This window comes from Pseudomonas hamedanensis (assembly GCF_014268595.2).
GTDB classification, from domain to species: Bacteria; Pseudomonadota; Gammaproteobacteria; order Pseudomonadales; family Pseudomonadaceae; genus Aquipseudomonas; species Aquipseudomonas hamedanensis.
Genome location: NZ_CP077091.1, coordinates 3,280,429 through 3,300,015 on the forward strand (window position 1 = coordinate 3,280,429; position 19,587 = coordinate 3,300,015).

A 19,587-nucleotide genomic window follows, 5' to 3' on the forward strand; every position below is an offset into this window, starting at 1 on the left:
CCCGACGGGGAGGGGGTGCCGACCTGTGAACCATGAGGATGCACACACTGTGCCGGATCAAACGCGGTCAAGCCGCAGCGACCGATACGAATCATAGCCGAGACCGTGACATTGATTGGTATCGGCCGGCAAGGGCATTTGCGACAGAATCTGACATTGCCGATGCACCGAAAACTCTGTGGGAGCGAGCCTGCTCGCGAAAGCGGTGTGTCAGAAGGAGTGATGGCGGCTGACACGGCCTCTTCGCGGGCAGGCTCGCTCCCACATTGAAACCGTGATTAACGTTCGATGATGGCGGTGACGCCCTGCCCGCCCGCCGCACAGATCGAGATCAACCCCCGACCCTGGCCAGCCGCATCCAGCAGTTTCGCCAGATTAGCGACAATCCGCCCGCCCGTTGCGGCAAAGGGATGCCCCGCCGCCAGCGAACTGCCCTTCACGTTAAGCCGGCTTCGGTCAATCGAACCCAGCGGCGCGTCGAGGCCCAAACGGGTTTTGCAGTATTCCGGATCCTCCCAGGCTTTCAGCGTGCACAACACCTGCGCAGCGAACGCTTCGTGAATTTCGTAATAGTCAAAATCCTGCAAGGTCAGCCCGTTGCGCGCCAGCAAGCGTGGGACGGCGTAAACCGGCGCCATGAGCAAGCCTTCAGCGCCGTTGACGAAGTCCACCGCTGCCGCCTCGCCGTCACGCAGATAAGCCAGGATCGGCAGGCCACGCTCTCTGGCCCACTCTTCACTGCCCAGCAACACCACGGAAGCACCATCGGTGAGCGGCGTGGAGTTGCCCGCCGTCAGCGTGCCCCTGGCGCTTTTCTCGAACGCAGGTTTTAGCGTGGCGAGCTTTTCCAGAGTCAGGTCCGGGCGCAGATTGTTGTCGCGGGTCAGGCCCAGAAACGGTGTCATCAGATCGTTGTGCCAGCCCTCGCTGTAAGACGCGGCGAGTTTGTGGTGGCTTTCAAAAGCCAGCTGATCCTGTTCTCCTCTGGGGATATTCCAGGTCTGCGCCATCAATTCACAGTGCTGCCCCATCGACAGGCCCGTGCGCGGTTCGCCGATGCGCGGAAAATCGGGGATCAGGTGCCGGGGCCGCAATTGCAAAAATGTTTTCAGCTTGGCGCCCATGCTTTTGGCGTTGTTGGCTTGCAGAAGGATCTTACGCAAGCCTTCGCTGACGCTGATCGGCGCATCCGAGGTGGTGTCGACGCCGCCGGCGATGCCGCAGTCGATCTGGCCGAGGGCAATCTTGTTGGCCACCAGCAACGCCGCTTCCAGGCCAGTGCCGCAGGCTTGCTGGATGTCGTAGGCCGGCGTGGCCGGAGACAGGCGCGAGCCGAGTACGCATTCGCGGGTCAGGTTCATATCCCGTGACAATTTAAGCACCGCCCCCGTCACCACTTCACCGATGCGCTGGCCATGCAGGTTGTAGCGTTCGATCAGACCTTCGAGCGCGGCGGTGAGCATCGCCTGATTGCTCGCCGTGGCGTAAGGTCCATTGGAACGGGCGAAAGGGATGCGGTTACCGCCGATGATCGCGACGCGGCGCAGCTGGGTCATGGATAACTCCTGTTCCAAATGTCGAATGTGATGCGTCCCCTGTGGGAGCGAGCCTGCTCGCGAAAAGGCCGGTACATCCGGCATCGCTGGTGGCTGATGCCGAGCTTTCGCGAGCAGGCTCGCTCCCACAGTAGCGCGTTCCTCTGCGAGACCTGCTAAACCTGAATGTTCAAGCGTAGGCCTTATTGCACCGATCGAACGATTGATTGCCGCGGGCAGTCCACACTTTGAACCCCAACCTCTGGAGCGCGTTCCATGTCTGACCGCTATATCGACTTCGCCAACTCATCCTTCGGCCATCGTCTGGTCGGGGCCCTGGGCCTGCCGTCGCCGGTGCGGCTGGAGCGCTGGCAGGCCGGGCGCCTGCGGCCGATTGAAGGCGCCCTGCTGATTGGTGGCGGGCCGCTGGCCGAGCGGATCAGCACGCTGGCCAGCCGGCTGACCGATGGGATCTACAGCTATGGCACCGAACCGTCGATGGCAACAGCGTGGATTCCCGGCCACGGCCCGAAGCTGAAGGCGGTGGTGTTCGATGCCAGCGACTTGCAGCACACCGATCAGCTCAAGCAGTTGCGTGAATTTTTCCAGCCGCTGATGAAGAACCTGGAACACAGCGCGCATCTGCTGATTCTCGGCCGCGCGCCGGAAACGCTGCGCGATCCGTTCGCCGCCAGTGCGCAACGAGCACTTGAAGGCTTCTCGCGTTCGCTGGCCAAGGAACTGCGCAGCGGCGCCACATTGCAGCTGATTTATGTCGGCGACGGGGCCGAGGACCAACTGGAAGGCCCGCTGCGGTTTTTCCTCTCGCCGAAAAGCGCATTCGTCTCCGGGCAGGTGATTCGCCTGAGCGCCTGCGCCACCCAAGTGAGCGACTGGACCCGACCGCTGGCCGGGCGCAAGGCGCTGGTCACAGGCGCTGCGCGCGGGATCGGCGCATCGATTGCCGAAACCCTGGCGCGCGATGGCGCCGAGGTCATTCTGCTCGACGTGCCGCCCGCCAAGTCTGACCTCGAAGCCCTGGCTGCGCGCCTCGGTGGCCGCGCGATCACCCTCGATATTTGCGCCGATGACGCTGCCACACAGTTGATCGAACAGCTGCCCGACGGGCTAGACATTCTGGTGCACAACGCCGGCATCACCCGTGACAAAACCCTGGCCAACATGACCCCGGAATTCTGGGACGCGGTGCTGGCCGTCAATCTCAACGCCCCGCAAGTGCTGACCAAGGCCCTGCTCGACAGCGGCACCTTGCGCGACAACGCGCGGGTCATCCTGCTGGCCTCGATCAGTGGCATCGCCGGCAACCGCGGGCAGACCAACTACGCCGCAAGCAAGGCCGGCTTGATCGGCCTGGCCCAGGCGTGGGCGCCGACCTTGCTGGACCGCGGCATCAGCATCAACGCCGTGGCCCCGGGCTTCATCGAAACGCAAATGACCGCGCACATTCCGTTCGGCCTGCGCGAGGCCGGGCGGCGCATGAGTTCGCTGGGCCAGGGCGGCTTGCCGCAAGACGTCGCCGAAGCGGTGGCCTGGCTGGCTCAACCGGGCAGCGGCGCATTCACCGGGCAAGCGCTGCGGGTGTGTGGACAAAGCGTGCTGGGGGCTTAGGCATGAGTATTCAATGGCACACGCTGGACCGCGAACCGAGTCTGCCGGGGTTGTACACACGGGCCGCGACACGCCGCAAGATCACCGGCACGCACCTGCCCGACAGCGGCTTGCGTTGCTGGGTCGATATCGACGCTAAACGACTGACGGCGTATCGCAAGGTCTGCGGCTTCGCCGATGACGGCCTGCTGCCGCCGACCTACCCGCATGTCCTCGCCTTCGCGTTGCAGATGCAATTGCTCACGGCCAACGACTTTCCGTTTCCGCTGCTTGGGCTGATTCACCTGAGCAACCGCATCCGCGTGTTGCGGCCAATGGGCGGCATCAGTCGCGCGCAAGTCAGCGTGCAGGTGCACAACCTGCAGCCACATCCCAAAGGGGCGACGTTCGATCTGCTCACTACGCTGGACGATCAGCTCGGGCCGTTATGGGAAGCAGACAGCCGGATGCTCTGTCGCGGTGTGAAACTTGAGGCCGAGGCGCCTGCCCAGGACTGGGAGCCGTCGCAGGACCTGCTGGACGTGGCGCACTGGGCCGCGCCGACAGACATCGGTCGTCAATATGCGAAAGTCTCCGGCGACTACAACCCGATCCACCTGAGTGCCGCGAGCGCAAAGCTGTTCGGCTTTCCCACCGCGATCGCCCATGGCTTGTGGAACAAAGCGCGCACCGTCGCGGCACTCGCCGATCATCTGCCCAAAGCCAATCTGGAGATCGCTGTGCACTTTCGCAAACCGGTGCGACTGCCCAGCGAAGTGACATTACTGGCCAGCGCGGCGGGGTCCAGCGGTGAGTTGCGTTTGATCGGCGTCGGCGACCTGGAGCATATGGTCGGTCAGTGGCAACCGATCGCCTGAACTTTGGAGGGCAGAGAAACCCGTTAATTGTGTATATATCACTTAAGTTTTTCCTCGACCTGCCCGCGTTTTTGCAAAATCCCGAGCCTTGAATTTCAAGGCTTTTTTTTGCCCGTTTATCACCTGGGTATTAGTCCTTCGGCATTGCCCCGGGCCCTCTATATAAACGGGTTAATACCAACTTGAGAATGGTGCAAAACCTGCCATCGCCTGAGATTACAGCCACGGACGAGGCATCGCCGACGACAGATCGGCGGGCCATCGAAGGCAACGTAACGTTGTGACAGGTGCAGGAATCTCAATCATGAAAACTCAAGTGATGTGGTCCAAATCAGCAATCGCTCTGGCCTTGATCCTTTCTGTCGGCCTCGCCGGCTGCAGCAGCGGCGGTGGCGGCCACCGCAGCACCCCGAGCAGCTCGACTGCCGACGGCACGGCGGGCACCGGAGGTACTGGCGGTACCGATGGTTCCGGTGGAACAACAGGGGGTGATACCGCAGGCACTGGCGGAACCGGGGGCACGGGAGGAACTGGCGGTGGCACCGCCGGCACCGGCGGAACCGGGGGCACTGGCGGCGGTACTGGCGGCGGCACCGATCCGACTAATCCAACCAACCCGACAGACCCGACCGATCCAACCAACCCGACCAATCCGACCGCCCCTTCGCTGGTCACCACCACGCTGGTGCAGGACGTCGGCAAAACCGTCAGCGGTGTCGGTGATGGCGTCGGCCAGATTGGTGACTCCCTGAGCACTGTCCCGGTGGTGGGCGGCGTTGTACAAAGCGCGGCCAACACAGCGGGTAACGTCGTCAGCACACTCGGCGATGGCGTCACCAACGGCATCGGCAAACTGGCCACAGACCCTAAAGGCCTGACCACCACCGTGGCTTCGGTCGGTGGCGTGGTTTCGGATGTCGGCGACGGCGTGTCCGACCTCAGCGGCAAGCTGGCGACGGCTACCGGCAGCATTCCGGTGGTCGGTGGCGTGGTCACCAGAGTCGCGCCGGTACTCGATGGTGTCGGCGTCAAAGTCACCATGCTTGGCGATACCCTCAACACCACCCTCAGCAACGGCCCGACCAGCCAGTTGACCAACAAGGTCGGCAGCGGTCTGGTGCCGGTGATTGCCATGGTCGAAAGCACCACCGACAAACTCGGCGATGCCACAGGCCTGGGTGATCCGCTCAAAGGGGTGATTTCGAAAGTCGGCGGCACCGTGAACGGCCTCGGCGGCAAGGTCACCGTGGCCGGCAACGGCAATGCCCTGACCAACACCCTCGGCGGCGCGCTGGCCAATACCGGCACCGCGGTCGGCAAAGCGGGCGGTCTGGTGTCTAACGGCACTGGCTCCGGCACTGGCGGAATTGGCGGCGGTCTCGGTGGCACCGGTCTTCTGCAAACCGTCGGCGGCGCGGTGGTCAACGTCGGCAGCGGCCTGAATGCCGGCAGCACCAGCGGCGTGGTCAGTGCCGGCGGCGTGACCGCTGGCGGCCTGGGCAACACCATTGCCTCCCTCAACACCGTACTCGGCGGCTCGGGTACGCCGATCACTGCAACCACTTCGCCATTAGCAACCGTGGGTGCCGCCGTGGGCGCCGGTCTCAACCCAGTGACCAGCGCCGTCACTACCGTGACCCAACAAGTCGGTGCCGCTACCGGTCTGGGTACGCCAGTCGCAGGCCTCACCGGTCAAGTGGGCGGTGCGGTCAGCAGCCTCGGCACGAGCATTGCAGCCACCAACAATCCAGTCACCACTGCGGTGGGCGGTCTGGTCACCAACGTCGGCGGCACCGTGGCGGCGGTCGGTGGCCTGGTCAACAGCGGCACTGCCACTGGCGGCACCACCGGCGGTCTGGGCGGTGTGCTCGGCGGCCTGACCGGCGCGCTGGGTGGAACTCAACGCTAAATTGCACCTGGCCGATTCGACGGCCTTACCTACAGCGCCTACGCTTGGTTGAGGGCGGAAGATTCCCACGAGTCTTCCGCCTTTTTTCTTAGGAAAAGTCAGCCCAATGCTGTGCCCTGACCATGGAGTGTCCTATGCGCGTACTGGCATCCCTGCTGTGCCTGAGCCTCAGTTCCGCTGCCCTCGCCGACACCTTGCCCAGCTTCCTCAACAGCAACGAAACCACCCGCAACCTGCCCGTACCCAACCTGCCCGCCGACGCCTATCGCCCGAGTGCGGCGCCGCTACAAGTGCCGGACCCCGGCGCAACCGCCGCGCAGCCCTTGCTGTTGGAGACCAAGGTCAATCTCAAGACCGTGCAGATCGAAGGCGGCACGCTCTATCCGCTCAATGAACTGGCCGAAATCTACAAACCCCTGATCGGCCGCCAGGCCAGCCTCGCCGACCTGATCGAAGCCACGCGCAACATCACCCGCCGCTATCAGCAGGACGGCTACCTGTTGTCCTACGCGTTTTTGCCACAACAGAACTTCGACGACGGCGTGGCCCGCGTGGTGCTGGTGGAAGGCTACGTGCGCGATATCCAGATGCAGGGCGATGTCGGCCGGGTCAAAGGCCTGCTCGATAAACTCGCGGCGAAAATCCAGGCCGAACGCCCACTGACCCGCAAGACGTTCGAGCGCTACACCACGCTGATGAGCCGCATCCCCGGCGTGACGCTGCAAGCGCAAGTGCCGCCACCGGGCACCACCGACGGCGCCACCACTCTGGTCGCCCAGGCCAGCCGCAAACCGTTCACCAGCACCCTGAGCACCACCGAAGACAACCGCAACGGCCCGCAGGCCTTGCTCGGGATCAGCAGCAATTCGCAGACTTCAATGGGCGAGCAACTGACCCTCAGTGGCCTGTTCCCGCCGGGAGATGACAAAGAGCATTACTACCGTCTCGACTACAGCCAATTCCTCGACGCCGAGGGCACGCAACTCAACGTCTCGGCCTCACGTTACCGCGCCGATCCCGACACCGAAGTGCTGGTGGGCGGTGGCGGACGCCTGAGTACCCACCGCGAAAACGATCGCTACTCGATCGGCTTCAGCACGCCCCTGATCGCCTCGGCCAACGAACTGCTGACCGCCGGCTCACGCCTGTATGCGGTTGATGACAAGACACGCTACGACGGCATCAACTTTCCCTTCAGCACCGAGTTGCGCACCGACGTCCGCGCCCTGGCCTTCGAAGGCGACTGGCGCAAGGCTGACGCCCGGCAGTTGCGCATCCTCAGTGCTGGCGTATACCAGGGCTTCGACAGCCTCGGCGCGCACACCAACTACGACGACATCGACCTCGATTTCTTCCGCGTGCGCCTGTCCGGCGTGCAGAGCGACAAGTTCCTCGACAACTGGCAAGGCGTGTTGTCAGCAGCGTTGTACTGGAGCGACGACACCTTGCCGGACAGCGAACGAGCGGTGTTCGGCGGGCAAAACTTCGGCCGCGGCTACCCGGACGACCAGGCTTCGGGCGACAAGGGTTGGGGCGTGGCCTACGAGGTCAACTACAGTTTCAACCGCGACGGCAATTGGCTGCGCATCCTGCAACCCTACGTGGTGCTCGACCGCTCGCGCAGCTGGTTCAACCAACTGCCGGTGCAGGCCAACAACCTGTCCTCAACCGCCGTCGGCCTGAGGTTCGGCGATGCCAAGTACTACAACGTCGCGCTGGAAGTGGCGAAGGCCATGTCGGATGAAGCCTTGGACACATTCAATCGCAAGCCGCGGTACAGCATCAGTTTCAGTTATCAGTTGTAGGTACTGTCGGGGGGACTGAGGAAGCGGTGTACTCAACTCCTGAGACACCGCAAAACCCTGTGGGAGCTGGCTTGCCAGCGAAAGCGTCCATTCAGCAAACATTAATCGCGCTGACAGGCCGCCATCGCTGGCAAGCCAGTTCCACAGGATTGATGTACATCCGGAAGAGGTCGGTTGGTTGTCAGGCCGCCTTCGCGAGCAGGCTCACTCCTACAGTTTTGATCGTGTGCATCCTGCAAGAAACAGGTCGGCTGTGAGGCCGTATTCGCTGGCAGCCAGTTTCCACCGGATTGATGTGCATCTGGAAGAGATCAGCTGGCTGACAGGCCGCTATCGCGAGCAGGCTCACTCCTACAGTTTTGATCGTGTGCATCCAGCAAGAAACAGGTCGGCTGTCAGGCCGCCTTCGCGAGCAGGCTCGCTCCCACAGAAAAGCAAAGCAGCGCAGCTGCCCGCGGCAAAGCCGCCCCACTCAACACAATGAGCGTTAGCTCGAGTACCGCTCTTGATCTTGATCTCGGAGCCCGTCGGCAGGCTGAGCGGAGGGATTGATCCGGGCGTGGGAGCGCAGCGACCGTTTGGCGCAGCCAAACACAGCGAGAGGAGGTGCAGCGAAGCAAACCGGAGACGCTGCGCCCCGATCGATCCCGCAGCGCAGGAACCCCGAGCCCCGGCGAGCGGGCCGAACGCCAGGGCACAGACCTTTGGTTACTTTGGGGCGTTTGCCAAAGTGACCCGCCGTCAGGGCGGAACCGCCAGCCGCAACACCGAAAAAAACGGATATTCACCCAAAACCCCAACAACACGGTCGGCCCAAAGGCCGCCGAGTTCACCCGGCCTGAACCCGAGGCGTGGGAAACAGATTATTCAGAGTCTCCAACAACCTCACGTGATAAATCGGCTTGCGAAACAGATCCAGCACCTGCAACCGCAACATGTCGCTGACATCCTCCATATCCGCATGCCCCGACATCACAATCACCGGCAAATGCTCGCGCGACGTGTGCTCGCGCAAGCGCCTGATCAACGACATGCCCGACTCCTCCGGCATGCGCAAATCAGTAATCACCAACGCAATATCCGGATGCCGGGTCAGCAGATGCAACGCCAGCTTCACCGACGTCGCGGTATGACACACAAACCCCTCACCCTCCAGCAACTCAGCCAACTCCAGCAACGCGTCCTCTTCATCGTCAACCAGAAGCAACTGCTGGCGCGGCAGCGAGCGAGAATTCATGGGCAACCCCTGAACACTGAAAGTAACCCCAAGTGTAGCGCGCCATTGGCCAGGCGCGAGCGCCAGCCGCGTCAGGGTGTCTGCACCGGCGCCGTCTGCGCGGTACCGCCGAGAGACACCAGCACGCTGTTGAAGATATCGAAAACCTTCGCACCCAGCGGCGTAATGAACACCACGACCACCACCACCACCATAGCGACGACAATTGCATATTCAATCGCCGAAGCCGCTTCGGTACTCACCAGAAACATACGCCAGCGCGCGATCAGGTATTCAAGGAGCATAAGATTTCTCCTTTGCGCCAGTGGACCGCCGGATGCCGGGAATCCAATGACCTCGACAATGCCTGCGCGTGCCTTGTATCACCGGCTGCTCAGGCATCGAAAAAGAACGGGAAACCTCGTGTCACGTCGTAGGCCTGACCTCGGCGGTTCCACCGAGTTCGGTCAGAATGGCGTTGAAAATCGCCAGGACCTTAGCGCCAATGGGCGTTACAAACACCACGACTACCACGGCCACCATCGCCGCAACGATTGCGTATTCAATAGCCGACGCAGCTTCTTCGCTTTTGCAGAAAGTCCGGGTCCGGGCCATCAGATAATCGAAAGTCATACCAAACATAGCTCCACTCCTTCGCGCCTCTGGCGCCGACAACACTACCGCGGCAAGGTTCCACCGTGCCACTTGAGCATTGTCAACAAACCCCGTCCCAACAACTGTAAGAACGGATTAATCACAAAGCATTAATCCCATCGTGCCTCGGCCATTTCCTGCTGTTAATTGGCCAGACCCTATACTTTCGTGGGTTATTTGCCTGTCATTAATGGCGCTTTTGCTTGGATCAGCTAGCTTGGAAATAGCGAAATAGTTGCATGTTCATAGCTGCCGAATCAGTACTCCTCTCGCGAACAAAATGCAGTTGGGTTGTGCAGCAGGAAAGGGAGAGCCGTCATGAACAGTCGCATCACCATGGGCCTTGCCGCGCTGCTGCTGCTCGGTGCTGTTTTCGTCGGTTACTGGGGACTGGTCCTCAGCCGCCAACCGGCCCCTGTCGCCGAGGCGCCCGCAGCGCCAGCCGTCGCCCTTGAAAAAACTGTCGCGATTGCCGAAGACCAGACCCGCCAGGCCGTGGTGGTGCTGCTGCACGATGTGCCGCCCTTCACCCCGCTGACCGCCGCCGATGTGGCCGTGGAAAAACTGCGCAGCGCACCGGCCGGCAGCCTCGCCAGCGTCGAGCAGGTCATCGGGCGTACACCCTGGCGGCACCTGCGCGCCGGCACCTGGCTCAACGAGGAAAGTTTTCAGGCCGGCGGCGCCTTGGCGCGGATGATTCACAGCGACGAGCGCGCATTGACTGTGGCCGTCGACGAAGTGATCGGCGCCGCCGGACAACTGCTGCCGGGCGACTACGTGGATGTGCTGCTTTACCTGCGTGAGGATGCGAGCAACCTGCAGCAGTCGGCACAGATCGTCGTCCCGGCCCTGCGCGTGCTCGGCGTCGGTGATCAGTACGGCTTGACCAATGACGGCCAGCCGGCCTCCCCGGCCTTGAACGCCGAGGAAAAAATCAAACAGGATCAACGCCGGGTTGCCGCGCGCACCGTGGTGCTGGCGGTGCCGGAAAAACTCCTCAGCCGCCTGATGCTGGCGACCCAGGTCGGCACCTTACGCCTGGCCGTGCGCAGCAGCGAAGAGCAGCGCCTGGCCAAATACTGGGCCGGCGAAAACCAGTCCCCTGCGCAGCTCGAAAAAGCCAACAGCCAGCTCTTTCAGTTCACCCAACTGGCCTTGGCCGGCGCGCAGAAAACACCGTCCAGCGCTGCTTCCGGCGCTGCACCCAGGCCTGCGGTGGAGATCATTCGCGGCAACCAGCTCAGCCAGCAAACCCCATGACTGCGCAAGGATCCAAGTGCATGCAGAGTCGACTCAGACCGACCGTGAAACCTGTGCTTCGGGCCTTGTTGCTGCTGGGACTGTCGATGGACGTCGCGCTCGCGGCGGTCGGCAATTGCGCGGCGCTCAGACAACTGCCTTCCGTCATCGAGATCGGCGAAGGTTTTCAACAGGACATGCAGTCGCCGGTGGCGATCACTCGTCTGGCGATCGGTGATCCGAAAATTGCCGACGTGCACGCCAACGGCAGCGCGTCCTTTTTGCTCACCGGCGTCGGTCCTGGTGCAACCAGCCTGATGGTCTGGACGGCGTGCTCGGCGCAGCCGCAACAGGCCATGGTATTTGTCCAGGGCGCCGCCACCAGCGCCCTGACCAGCCGCGTACCGTCGGACGATCCGAGCCTGCCGTCCCAGGTGCAGACCGACATTCGCTTCGTCGAAGTCAGCCGCACCAAACTCAAGGAAGCCACCGCGTCGCTGATCGGCACCCGCGGCAATTTCCTCTTCGGCTCGCCCGGCACGCTGCCGCCTATCGACGGTGTGCCGCAGCCGCGCCTGCCGGTGGACAACTCGTTGTTCAACTTCTCGTGGATCGGCGGCAAGACCATGGCGATCATCAACGCCCTGGAAACCAGCGGCTTCGCCTACACCCTGGCGCGGCCCAGTCTGGTGGCGCTGAACGGGCAGAGCGCAAGTTTTCTCGCCGGAGGTGAAATTCCGATTCCGGTGCCCAGTTCCGGCAGCGACAGTGTGTCGATCGAGTACAAGGAATTCGGCATCCGCCTGACCCTCACGCCAACCATCATCGGCCGTGACCGCATCTCCCTGAAGGTCGCCCCGGAAGTCAGCGAACTGGATTTTGCCAATGCGGTGAACATTGCCGGCACCACGGTGCCGGCGCTGACCATCCGCCGCACCGACACCAGCGTGTCGCTGGGCGATGGCGAAAGCTTCGTCATCAGCGGCTTGATCAGCACCACCAACAGCTCGCAGGTGAACAAGTTTCCCGGCCTGGGCGACATTCCGGTGCTGGGTGCGTTTTTCAAGGGGTCGCAAATCAAGCGCGAAGAACGTGAACTGTTGATGATCGTCACTCCGCATCTGGTGCACCCGCTGGCCGCCGATGCGCAACTGCCGTCGTTACCGGGGGAAAAACTGCGTAACTACGACCCCAACTTCTACCGCATGTTTTTCCTCGAAAACGGTAATTTCGACAAGCGCAGCGGGTTGTCCCAATGAACCAGAACCTGAGCCAGACCTTCCTCGCCATCACCCGCAACAGCACCGATCTGGAGTGGCTGCAAAGTGCCCTCGCGCCGCTGGGCCAAGTGGTCAGCGCCGGTGCCGGCAGCCTTGACGAACTGCTGGCGCTGGTCGATGTGACGTTCGCCCATTTGGTCTTCGTCGGTCTCGACCGCGAGCATATCGTGGCCCAGAGCGCGCTGATCGAAGGTGCGCTGGAAGCCAAGCCGATGCTGGCGATCGTCGCACTGGGCGACGGCATGGACAATCAGCTTGTGCTGAACGCGATGCGCGCCGGCGCGCGGGATTTTGTCGCCTATGGCTCACGCTCCAGTGAGGTCGCCGGGCTGGTGCGGCGTTTGAGCAAAAGGTTGCCGGCGGTCGCGCCGAACGCGCAATTGGGTGGCCTCACCGTCCTGTACGGAGTGCAGAGCAGCTCGGACGGCGCCTTGCTCGCCAATCACATGGCGATGGTGGTGCAGCAAAGCGGCCAGCAAACGCTGCTGCTCGATCTCGGCCTGCCCCGCGGCGACAGTCTCGCGCTGCTGGGCCTGGAAAGTTCGTTTCACTTCGGCGATGCCTTGCGCCACTTGCGCCGCCTCGACGCCACGCTGATCGACAGCGCTTTTACCAGCGCCGACAACGGCCTGCGCATCCTCGCCTACGCGAGCACCGACGAGCCGCTGGAGACCACCAGTGCCGCCGAGCTGTACATGCTGCTCAGCGCCCTGCGCCAGCACTTTCAGCACATCGTGGTGAACCTCACCGGGCAAGCGGACAGCGAAGCGTTGCGCACCTTCGTCAGCCACTGCGACAAGCTGCTGTGGTACACCGATCAGAACGTACTCAACTGCCGGCGCAATCTGGCGGTGCTCAACCTGTGGCGCGAAAAAGGCATGAAGCTTGAGCACGGGCGACTGCTGATCGACCGCTATCTGAGCCACGTCGCCCCCGATTCGGAAACCCTCGGCAAGACCTTTAATCTGGAAGTATTTGCGGTGCTGGCCTTCAATCCGGAAGTGCGCCTGAATGCAAAAAACCAGGGCGTGAGCCTGTTCGAACTGGCCCCACGGGAAAAGCTCACCCAGAGCCTGCGCACCCTCGGCGAACGCCTGGCCAAACGCTCGGAAGGCCTGAGCAAACCGAAGGTGACCTGGTTCGATCGTCTGCGAGGCAACTCATGAGCGCAGAAAAACTGTTTGGCTCGACGCCACGCGGTGCGATCGGCAACACCGATCACGAGGGCCTGAAGCTGGTCCTCCATCGCTACATCATCGACGCCATCGAAGAGTCGGGAAAAAACCTGCTGGAAGGCGCGCGCCCGCAACTGGCGCACTTCGTCACCGACAAGGTCGCCGAATACATCGCCCGCCTCCACCTGGCGATCTCCCGCTACGAAATGGAGCGACTGGGCGAGGAAATCGTCGACGAACTCACCGGTTTCGGCCCGCTGGAAGTGTTGCTGCGCGACCCGTCGGTGACGGAAATTCTGGTCAACGGTCCGCACCGGGTGTTCATCGAGCGCGACGGCGTACTGCACCAGAGCGACCTGCGCTTTATCGATGCGCACCACGTCGAGCGGGTCATGCAGCGCATCCTCGCGCCGCTGGGACGGCGCCTCGATGAATCTTCGCCGATGGTCGACGCGCGCCTGCCCGACGGTAGCCGGGTCAACGCGATCATCCCGCCGATTGCCCTGGACGGCCCGTGCCTGTCGATTCGCAAGTTTCGCAAGGACATGCTCAAAAGCACCGACCTGATGGCCATGCAGACGATCGATCTGGCGATCTTTGAGTTTCTGCAGGACGCTGTTGGCAAGCGCTGCAACATTTTAATCAGCGGCGGCACCGGCACCGGCAAGACCACGTTGCTGAATATCCTCAGCCAGTTGATCAATCCTCACGAGCGTCTGGTCACCATCGAAGACGTCGCCGAACTGCAACTGGGCCACCCTCACGTCGTGCGCCTGGAAACCCGTCCGCCGAACGCCGAAGGCCACGGCGAAGTGAAGGCCAGCGACCTGATCCGCAACGCCCTGCGCATGCGTCCCGACCGGATCATCCTCGGTGAAATCCGCGGCGTCGAAGTCGTCGACGTGCTCACGGCCATGAACACCGGCCATGACGGCTCGATGAGCACCGTGCACGCCAACAATGCCCAGGATGCCTTGCTGCGCCTGGAGACGCTGGTGGGCCTGACCGGACGCTCGATCGCCGAACGCACCCTGCGCCAGATGATCTGCGCCGCCCTCGATGTGATCATCCAGTTGACGCGCATGCCCGACGGCCGCCGCTGCGTCAGCGAAGTGGTGGAAGTGGTCGGCATCCGCGAAGACGTCTACGTCACCAATACCCTGTTCCGCCTCGACCGCCGCACGGGTTTCGGCTTCCTGCGCGAAGCGGTCAATCCGGCCGGCGCCAAGTTGCGCCAAGACACCCACCTGGGCTGACGGCAAGGAGCTCGCAGATGCTGGGACCGCTTGTACTGATCGCCCTTTGCCTGGTCTTGCTCGGGCTGTCGATCCATCTCTTTGTGCAGGGTCTGCGCAAGACGGCGACGGAAAAAGTCCTCAGCCGACTGGCCGCCGGTCAACCGCAACTGACCGCCGAACAGCCGAAGCGGGTCGGCCTTGAACGGATGTTTTTGCGCGCCGGCCTTGGGCGCCCGAGCGAGCGTTTGGGTGTGTGGCTGAGCCTGTGGGCCTTGGCGATGGGCCTGGGGTCTTTAACCGCCAGTTGGGCCGGGCTGCTGATCATGCTCATCGCCCCGCCAGTGGCCTTGCGGGTGTACATCGCCATCCGCTATCAGCGCCGGATCAAACGCATGATCGAGCAACTGCCGCAATTGCTCGACCACACCGTGCGCAGTCTCAAGTCCGGGCGCACCCTCAGTGACGCGGTGCTGGGCGCCATCGAAGCCAGCGAGGACCCGCTGAAAACCGCCATGGGCCGGGTGCAGCGCAACGTGCAACTGGGCGTCAACCTGCCGGATGCGATCAGTGACTTTGCCGAACTCTACGAGCAGGACGAACTGCGCATGTTCGCCCTGGGCCTGAAGGTCAACCACCGCTACGGCGGCAACGCCAGCGAGCTGTTGGAGAACCTGATCAAACTGATCCGCGAACGCGACCAGGGCGCACGCCAACTGCGCGCCCTGACCGGCGAAACACGCATGACCGCCTGGGTGCTGGGTTCGCTGCCGTTGATCCTGGTCAGCTATTTCATGCTGACCAACCCCGGCTACATGCTGGGCATGTGGAACGACTCCGGCGGCCAGACCATGCTGCTCACTGCCGCGAGCTTGCAGGTGTTCGGCAGTCTGGCGCTGTGGCGCATGTTGCGGAGCGTCTGAGATGGTCTGGCTCGCCGCCCTCCTGCTGCTGCTCGGTGCCCTGCTGCTGGCGGGCAATCACTGGCTGACCGAACGCCGCCGCGCCCGTCAGATCAGCCTGCGCCTGCAAGGGCAATTGGTGCGCGAAAACCGCTTCGGCCACTGGCTGCGGGCACTGGGCAACAGCCGCTTCGGCCAGCGTTCGGTGAGCATCGACAGCGAAACCCAGGCCCTGCTCAGCCGCCTCGGCTGGCGGCGCGCCAACGAGCGCGCACTGTTCGCCGCCTGCCAGATCGGCACGCCATTACTGGCCCTGGGACTGGCGGTCTTTCTGCAAGAAGTGTTTTTCCCCCAGGCGACCCACCGCTGGCTGGCGCCGATGTTCGCCGCCGGGGGCGGCTATCTGCTGCCCAAACGCATACTCGCCTATGCCGCCGCACGCCGGCAGAAAACCATCGCGGTGGAAATTTCCACGTTTATTCCGCTGCTGCGCATCCTTTTCGAATCCGGCATGGCCGTCGAACAAGCCCTGCGCGTCCTCAGCACCGAGGGACACAAACTGCTGCCGGAACTGACCCGCGAGCTGCGCCTGCTGCTGACCCGGGTCGACTCGGGCCTGGAACTGGGGCAGGAACTGCACAAGACCGCGGTGATGCTCGCCGTCGACGAATTCACCGACACCTGCGTCATCCTCCACCAGTTGATCCACCAAGGCGGCGGTGCGATGAAATCGTTGCTGGCGCTCAAGCAACTGCTGGACGACCGACGCCTGACTCGCTTGCAGGAATACATCTCGAAAATGTCGGCGAAGATGTCGGTAGTGATGATGCTGTTTCTGTTTCCAGCCCTGCTGATCGTACTGGCCGGCCCGGGCTTCACCGCAATCACCCGGGCGTTTGCAAACTGACGCTGGCTCATGGAGAGCGCTTGATGAAATTACTGATAATCGTCGCAAGCCTGTTGCTGCTCGGCGGCTGCGCCACCGACGGCCAAGCACCGTGGACCTCGCTGCTGTCGCCGGCCAGTTGCAGCAAACTGACCTCGGAGCAAGAACTGGCCCTGAACCTGGCGGACGATCTGGCCAACGACGGCAAACTCCACGCCAGCCTCGCGAACCTGCAAAGCCTGCCAGACAACCTCAGCGAAGTACGCCTGCGCAAAGCCAAGGTCTATCGCCTGCTCGGCCGCAACGAAGCCGAGCCGCTCTACCGCAGCCTGCTCGGCGGCTGCCTGACCGCTCAGGCCGAACACGGCCTGGGCCAACTCTACGCCGCCCGCGGCGACAACGGCCAGGCCCAGGCCCACCTGCAACGCGCGGTACGCCTGGCCCCGACCGACGAAAAAATCCGCAACGACTTGGGCGTGGTCTACCTCAATCAACTGCGCCTCAATGAGGCCCGATTCGAATTCCTCACCGCCATTGAACTCACCCAGCACAACCAGTTGGCGACACTGAACATGGTCACCTTGCTGCTGTACCAGAACAACTGGCAGCAAGCCGCCGAAATCGTCAGCCGCTCGAAACTGACCCCCGAACAATTCACCGAAGCCCGGCAACGCGCAGAAAAACTGAAAACCCCAATCAACGCCAAAGCAGCGCCCGGCGATCAAGTCGCAGCTGTCATCGACCCGCTGCCGCCGTCGGTCAAATAAGGAGCCCGCCATGAACACCCTCAAAGGCCTGTGCTACCTCACCCTGCTCACCCTGCCCCTGAACACCCACGCCATCGACGCCGGCCCGGCCTCGGCGCAACAACAGGAAACCGAAGGCTGGCTCCTCCTGCAAAGCCGCAACAAAGCCGCCTCCGCCAACCCCCAAAGCGCCACCGCCACCGAACGCGAACTGGCGATGCAGCGCTGGCTGAAGAAATACCAATACGAAATTCCGGATTTTTATGATCCGGATGCGGGGGGGAAGATCGAGAGCAAGAATTAGTTTTTTGGTGCCTTTGGGCAGCCTTCGCGAGCAGGCTCGCTCCCACAATGGGAAATTGTGGTGGGTCAGGACGATATGGGGCGGCTGGCAGGCCAGCTCCCATAGTTGGGATTGGGTGAATCAGATGGAGATGAGGCGACTGGTCGGATGCCTTCGCGAGCAGGCTCGCTCCCACAGTGGGATTGTGGTGGGTCAGGAGGAAATGGGGCGGCTGGCAGGTCGCCTTCGCTGGCAAGCCAGCTCCCACAATTGGGATTGGGTGAATCTGATTGAGATGAGGCGGCTGGTCGGACGCTTTCGCGAGCAGGCTCACTCCTACAATTGAATCGCGTGGAGTCTGATGAATATGGGTCGGCTGGCAGGCCGCCTTCGCTGGCAAGCCAGCTCCCACAGAAAAGCAAAGCAAACCGCGTTGGCTTCTAACCACTCAGCACAATGAGCGTTAGCTCGAGTACCGCTTTTGCTTCTCACCACTCAACACAATGAGCGTTAGCTCGAGTAAAGCTCTTGATCTTGATACACGGCGCCCGTCGGAAGGCTGAGCGGAGGGATTGATCCGGGCGTGGGAGCGCAGCGACCGTTTGGCGCAGCCAAACACAGCGAGAGAAGGTGCAGCGAAGCAAACCGGAGACGCTGCGCCCGGATCGATCCCGCAGCGAAGGCACCCCGAGCCACAGCGAGGGGCCGCACGTCAGGGCAAAAGGCCTTTGGTTACTTTGGGCCCCCAAAGTCACCCGCCGTCAGGGCGGAACCCTAAGCAGCCATTACCGCAGCAACGGATATGCCCCCCCAAACCACCCAAAACCTGGTCGGCCCAAAGGCCGCCAAGTCAATGCGCCGTCACCCGAACCTGACGCACAGAAGCAGCACCGGGCGACAGGGCCAGCGCCAACTGCGTCCGATTATGCATATGCGTCAACCGCAACACCTGCGACACATACAACTTCACCGTATTCTCGGTAATCCCCAACTCACAGGCAATCTGATAATTGGTCTGCCCCTTGCCCACCAGCCGCGCAACATCAAGCTGACGCGGCGACAACTGATCGAAGATCGCCGGCATCTGCGCCGCGTCCCCGCCGAGCATGTCACTGACCACCGCCGCCGGCTGACGACGCACCTTGTCCAAATCCTGATAAAGGTCATCAATCGACTCGGACAAGAACTGCAACTTCTGATTCAAATGCCCCAGGTGCAGATTTTTTTGTCGCTCCTGCAGCGCCAGCTCCTGGCGCTTGACCCCTTCAAGCAGCTCATCCAGATCCACCGGCTTCTGGTAGTAATCGGCAATCCCGGCCCGCAACGCCTTGATCACATCCTGCTTGTCGGCTCGCCCGGTGAGCATGATCGCCTCGAACACCCGATGCTGGCCGGCCAGCTTTTGCAGCGCCTGGATCAACTGAATGCCGTCCATGTCCGGCATATGCAGATCGCTGAGCACCAGCCCAATCTCCGTATCCTCGCTGAAACGCTCGATCGCCTGCTGACTGGAATGACACGGCACGCAACGGTAGCCACTGCTTTCAAGAAATTCACAGAGTTCTTCAACGATCAGCGATTGATCATCGACAACCAGAATTTTTACTGCAGAGATTAGCTTGTTCACGAACCACTCCCTTGCTCGGGCCAAAGCTGACGGTTTCTGCACTTTGGCGGTGTAATCACCTCGTCTGAAGTTAGACGCACTTTCCGACTATGTACATAGGACTAGTGGCAACTGGCGATTAATGGATCCAGGGAAGTGAAAGCAGCACACCGACCAGCACAAAGGGTGCAAATGGCAGCTTTTTTGACGTATGCGGGGCCAGATGATGAAAACGCTGCCTAAGCCCTTGAGACATATGAAGCCAGACTCTTGGCGCCAGCAGCAGCCAGAGCAGACTCGCGACGCCAGCGCCGATAAACGCGCCGAGAATGAACAGACCGTTCGTCGCAAGACCCAGGGCTGTCATTAATTTCACATCGCCGGCGCCCATGCGGCCCATGACGTAACCGGGCAGTGTCAGCGCCAGCGCAATCAGACAAGCCCAGCCGCCCTGCCCCGCGTCAGCGCCAAGCCAGGTGCTGCCGGTTGACAGTAGCCAGACCAGCGCGAAGGCACCTGCGCCGGACGTCCAGGCATTGGAAATTTGCCGTTGCCGGGCGTCTTGCACAGCGCAAAATGTCAGCCAGATCAGGAGGAGGAAAATCTGCATCCGCTAAAAACCGTCCGTGT

Annotated in this window: 18 protein-coding genes; 12 read left to right on the plus strand and 6 right to left on the minus strand. The window is 62.2% G+C overall.

All coding sequences use genetic code 11. The features are described from left to right. Nucleotides 1-278: 278 nt before the first annotated feature. Nucleotides 279-1,556 (minus strand): acetyl-CoA C-acetyltransferase, encoded by a 1,278-nt coding sequence (locus HU739_RS14255; RefSeq protein WP_186547420.1) that lies wholly within the window; start codon nucleotides 1,554-1,556, stop codon nucleotides 279-281. Between the two features lie 255 nt (nucleotides 1,557-1,811). On the opposite strand from HU739_RS14255, the gene HU739_RS14260 reads away from it, so the two are divergent. The 4 genes from HU739_RS14260 to HU739_RS14275 all read left to right on the plus strand — a co-directional run bounded on the left by HU739_RS14260 (nucleotide 1,812) and on the right by HU739_RS14275 (nucleotide 7,735). Next, nucleotides 1,812-3,164, plus strand: coding sequence for a 3-oxoacyl-ACP reductase (locus HU739_RS14260; RefSeq protein WP_186547422.1), 1,353 nt, complete (start codon nucleotides 1,812-1,814; stop codon nucleotides 3,162-3,164). Nucleotides 3,165-3,166: 2 nt separating this feature from the next. Then, the gene (locus HU739_RS14265) at nucleotides 3,167-4,021 is read left to right on the plus strand and encodes a MaoC family dehydratase (protein WP_186547424.1); all 855 of its coding nucleotides are present in this window, start codon (nucleotides 3,167-3,169) and stop codon (nucleotides 4,019-4,021) included. A 304-nt stretch (nucleotides 4,022-4,325) separates the two neighbouring features. After that, a complete protein-coding gene (locus HU739_RS14270) occupies nucleotides 4,326-5,930 on the plus strand; it encodes a collagen-like triple helix repeat-containing protein (RefSeq protein ID WP_186547427.1) in 1,605 nt (534 codons plus the stop codon). 134 nt (nucleotides 5,931-6,064) lie between these two features. Beyond that, nucleotides 6,065-7,735 carry a ShlB/FhaC/HecB family hemolysin secretion/activation protein gene (locus HU739_RS14275; protein ID WP_186547429.1) on the plus strand — a complete coding sequence of 557 codons (1,671 nt, stop codon included), beginning with the start codon at nucleotides 6,065-6,067 and terminating at the stop codon, nucleotides 7,733-7,735. Between the two features lie 829 nt (nucleotides 7,736-8,564). Here the strand turns inward: HU739_RS14275 and HU739_RS14280 are convergent. The 3 genes from HU739_RS14280 to HU739_RS14290 all read right to left on the minus strand — a co-directional run bounded on the left by HU739_RS14280 (nucleotide 8,565) and on the right by HU739_RS14290 (nucleotide 9,584). Continuing rightward, nucleotides 8,565-8,972 (minus strand): response regulator, encoded by a 408-nt coding sequence (locus tag HU739_RS14280; RefSeq protein WP_186547431.1) that lies wholly within the window; start codon nucleotides 8,970-8,972, stop codon nucleotides 8,565-8,567. A gap of 71 nt (nucleotides 8,973-9,043) precedes the next feature. Then, the gene (locus HU739_RS14285) at nucleotides 9,044-9,256 is read right to left on the minus strand and encodes a Flp family type IVb pilin (RefSeq protein ID WP_186547433.1); all 213 of its coding nucleotides are present in this window, start codon (nucleotides 9,254-9,256) and stop codon (nucleotides 9,044-9,046) included. A gap of 121 nt (nucleotides 9,257-9,377) precedes the next feature. Then, a complete protein-coding gene (locus tag HU739_RS14290; protein ID WP_186547706.1) occupies nucleotides 9,378-9,584 on the minus strand; it encodes a Flp family type IVb pilin in 207 nt (68 codons plus the stop codon). A gap of 339 nt (nucleotides 9,585-9,923) precedes the next feature. On the opposite strand from HU739_RS14290, the gene cpaB reads away from it, so the two are divergent. Genes cpaB through HU739_RS14330 form a run of 8 tightly spaced genes read left to right on the plus strand, consistent with a single transcriptional unit; the run spans nucleotide 9,924 to nucleotide 17,372 of the window. Then, nucleotides 9,924-10,865, plus strand: a complete 942-nt coding sequence (gene cpaB, locus HU739_RS14295) for a Flp pilus assembly protein CpaB (protein WP_186547435.1) — start codon at nucleotides 9,924-9,926, stop codon at nucleotides 10,863-10,865. 20 nt (nucleotides 10,866-10,885) lie between these two features. Next, entirely contained in the window at nucleotides 10,886-12,103 is a 1,218-nt protein-coding gene (locus tag HU739_RS14300) for a type II and III secretion system protein family protein (protein WP_186547437.1), read from the plus strand. Continuing rightward, the gene (locus HU739_RS14305; protein WP_186547440.1) at nucleotides 12,100-13,290 is read left to right on the plus strand and encodes an AAA family ATPase; all 1,191 of its coding nucleotides are present in this window, start codon (nucleotides 12,100-12,102) and stop codon (nucleotides 13,288-13,290) included. The genes HU739_RS14300 and HU739_RS14305 overlap by 4 nt, the downstream gene beginning before the upstream one ends. Next, on the plus strand, nucleotides 13,287-14,555 hold the full coding sequence (locus HU739_RS14310; RefSeq protein WP_186547441.1) for a CpaF family protein: 1,269 nt from the start codon (nucleotides 13,287-13,289) through the stop codon (nucleotides 14,553-14,555). The genes HU739_RS14305 and HU739_RS14310 overlap by 4 nt, the downstream gene beginning before the upstream one ends. 17 nt (nucleotides 14,556-14,572) lie before the next feature. After that, nucleotides 14,573-15,457 carry a type II secretion system F family protein gene (locus tag HU739_RS14315; protein ID WP_186547443.1) on the plus strand — a complete coding sequence of 295 codons (885 nt, stop codon included), beginning with the start codon at nucleotides 14,573-14,575 and terminating at the stop codon, nucleotides 15,455-15,457. Nucleotide 15,458: 1 nt separating this feature from the next. Beyond that, nucleotides 15,459-16,343, plus strand: a complete 885-nt coding sequence (locus tag HU739_RS14320; protein WP_186547445.1) for a type II secretion system F family protein — start codon at nucleotides 15,459-15,461, stop codon at nucleotides 16,341-16,343. A gap of 23 nt (nucleotides 16,344-16,366) precedes the next feature. Further along, entirely contained in the window at nucleotides 16,367-17,089 is a 723-nt protein-coding gene (locus tag HU739_RS14325; protein ID WP_186547447.1) for a tetratricopeptide repeat protein, read from the plus strand. A gap of 10 nt (nucleotides 17,090-17,099) precedes the next feature. After that, on the plus strand, nucleotides 17,100-17,372 hold the full coding sequence (locus HU739_RS14330) for a DUF3613 domain-containing protein (protein ID WP_186547449.1): 273 nt from the start codon (nucleotides 17,100-17,102) through the stop codon (nucleotides 17,370-17,372). An 829-nt stretch (nucleotides 17,373-18,201) separates the two neighbouring features. Here the strand turns inward: HU739_RS14330 and HU739_RS14335 are convergent. Continuing rightward, nucleotides 18,202-18,978 (minus strand): response regulator transcription factor, encoded by a 777-nt coding sequence (locus HU739_RS14335; protein ID WP_186547451.1) that lies wholly within the window; start codon nucleotides 18,976-18,978, stop codon nucleotides 18,202-18,204. A 118-nt stretch (nucleotides 18,979-19,096) separates the two neighbouring features. Beyond that, nucleotides 19,097-19,567, minus strand: coding sequence for an A24 family peptidase (locus HU739_RS14340; protein WP_186547453.1), 471 nt, complete (start codon nucleotides 19,565-19,567; stop codon nucleotides 19,097-19,099). Nucleotides 19,568-19,587: the final 20 nt, after the last annotated feature.

Coding starts and splice junctions, on each gene's coding strand:
- HU739_RS14255 (WP_186547420.1), bottom strand. CDS start 1,556: ATGACCCAGCTGCGCCGCGTCGCGATCATCGGCGGTAACCGCATCCCT.
- HU739_RS14260 (WP_186547422.1), top strand. CDS start 1,812: ATGTCTGACCGCTATATCGACTTCGCCAACTCATCCTTCGGCCATCGT.
- HU739_RS14265 (WP_186547424.1), top strand. CDS start 3,167: ATGAGTATTCAATGGCACACGCTGGACCGCGAACCGAGTCTGCCGGGG.
- HU739_RS14270 (WP_186547427.1), top strand. CDS start 4,326: ATGAAAACTCAAGTGATGTGGTCCAAATCAGCAATCGCTCTGGCCTTG.
- HU739_RS14275 (WP_186547429.1), top strand. CDS start 6,065: ATGCGCGTACTGGCATCCCTGCTGTGCCTGAGCCTCAGTTCCGCTGCC.
- HU739_RS14280 (WP_186547431.1), bottom strand. CDS start 8,972: ATGAATTCTCGCTCGCTGCCGCGCCAGCAGTTGCTTCTGGTTGACGAT.
- HU739_RS14285 (WP_186547433.1), bottom strand. CDS start 9,256: ATGCTCCTTGAATACCTGATCGCGCGCTGGCGTATGTTTCTGGTGAGT.
- HU739_RS14290 (WP_186547706.1), bottom strand. CDS start 9,584: ATGACTTTCGATTATCTGATGGCCCGGACCCGGACTTTCTGCAAAAGC.
- cpaB (WP_186547435.1), top strand. CDS start 9,924: ATGAACAGTCGCATCACCATGGGCCTTGCCGCGCTGCTGCTGCTCGGT.
- HU739_RS14300 (WP_186547437.1), top strand. CDS start 10,886: ATGCAGAGTCGACTCAGACCGACCGTGAAACCTGTGCTTCGGGCCTTG.
- HU739_RS14305 (WP_186547440.1), top strand. CDS start 12,100: ATGAACCAGAACCTGAGCCAGACCTTCCTCGCCATCACCCGCAACAGC.
- HU739_RS14310 (WP_186547441.1), top strand. CDS start 13,287: ATGAGCGCAGAAAAACTGTTTGGCTCGACGCCACGCGGTGCGATCGGC.
- HU739_RS14315 (WP_186547443.1), top strand. CDS start 14,573: ATGCTGGGACCGCTTGTACTGATCGCCCTTTGCCTGGTCTTGCTCGGG.
- HU739_RS14320 (WP_186547445.1), top strand. CDS start 15,459: ATGGTCTGGCTCGCCGCCCTCCTGCTGCTGCTCGGTGCCCTGCTGCTG.
- HU739_RS14325 (WP_186547447.1), top strand. CDS start 16,367: ATGAAATTACTGATAATCGTCGCAAGCCTGTTGCTGCTCGGCGGCTGC.
- HU739_RS14330 (WP_186547449.1), top strand. CDS start 17,100: ATGAACACCCTCAAAGGCCTGTGCTACCTCACCCTGCTCACCCTGCCC.
- HU739_RS14340 (WP_186547453.1), bottom strand. CDS start 19,567: ATGCAGATTTTCCTCCTCCTGATCTGGCTGACATTTTGCGCTGTGCAA.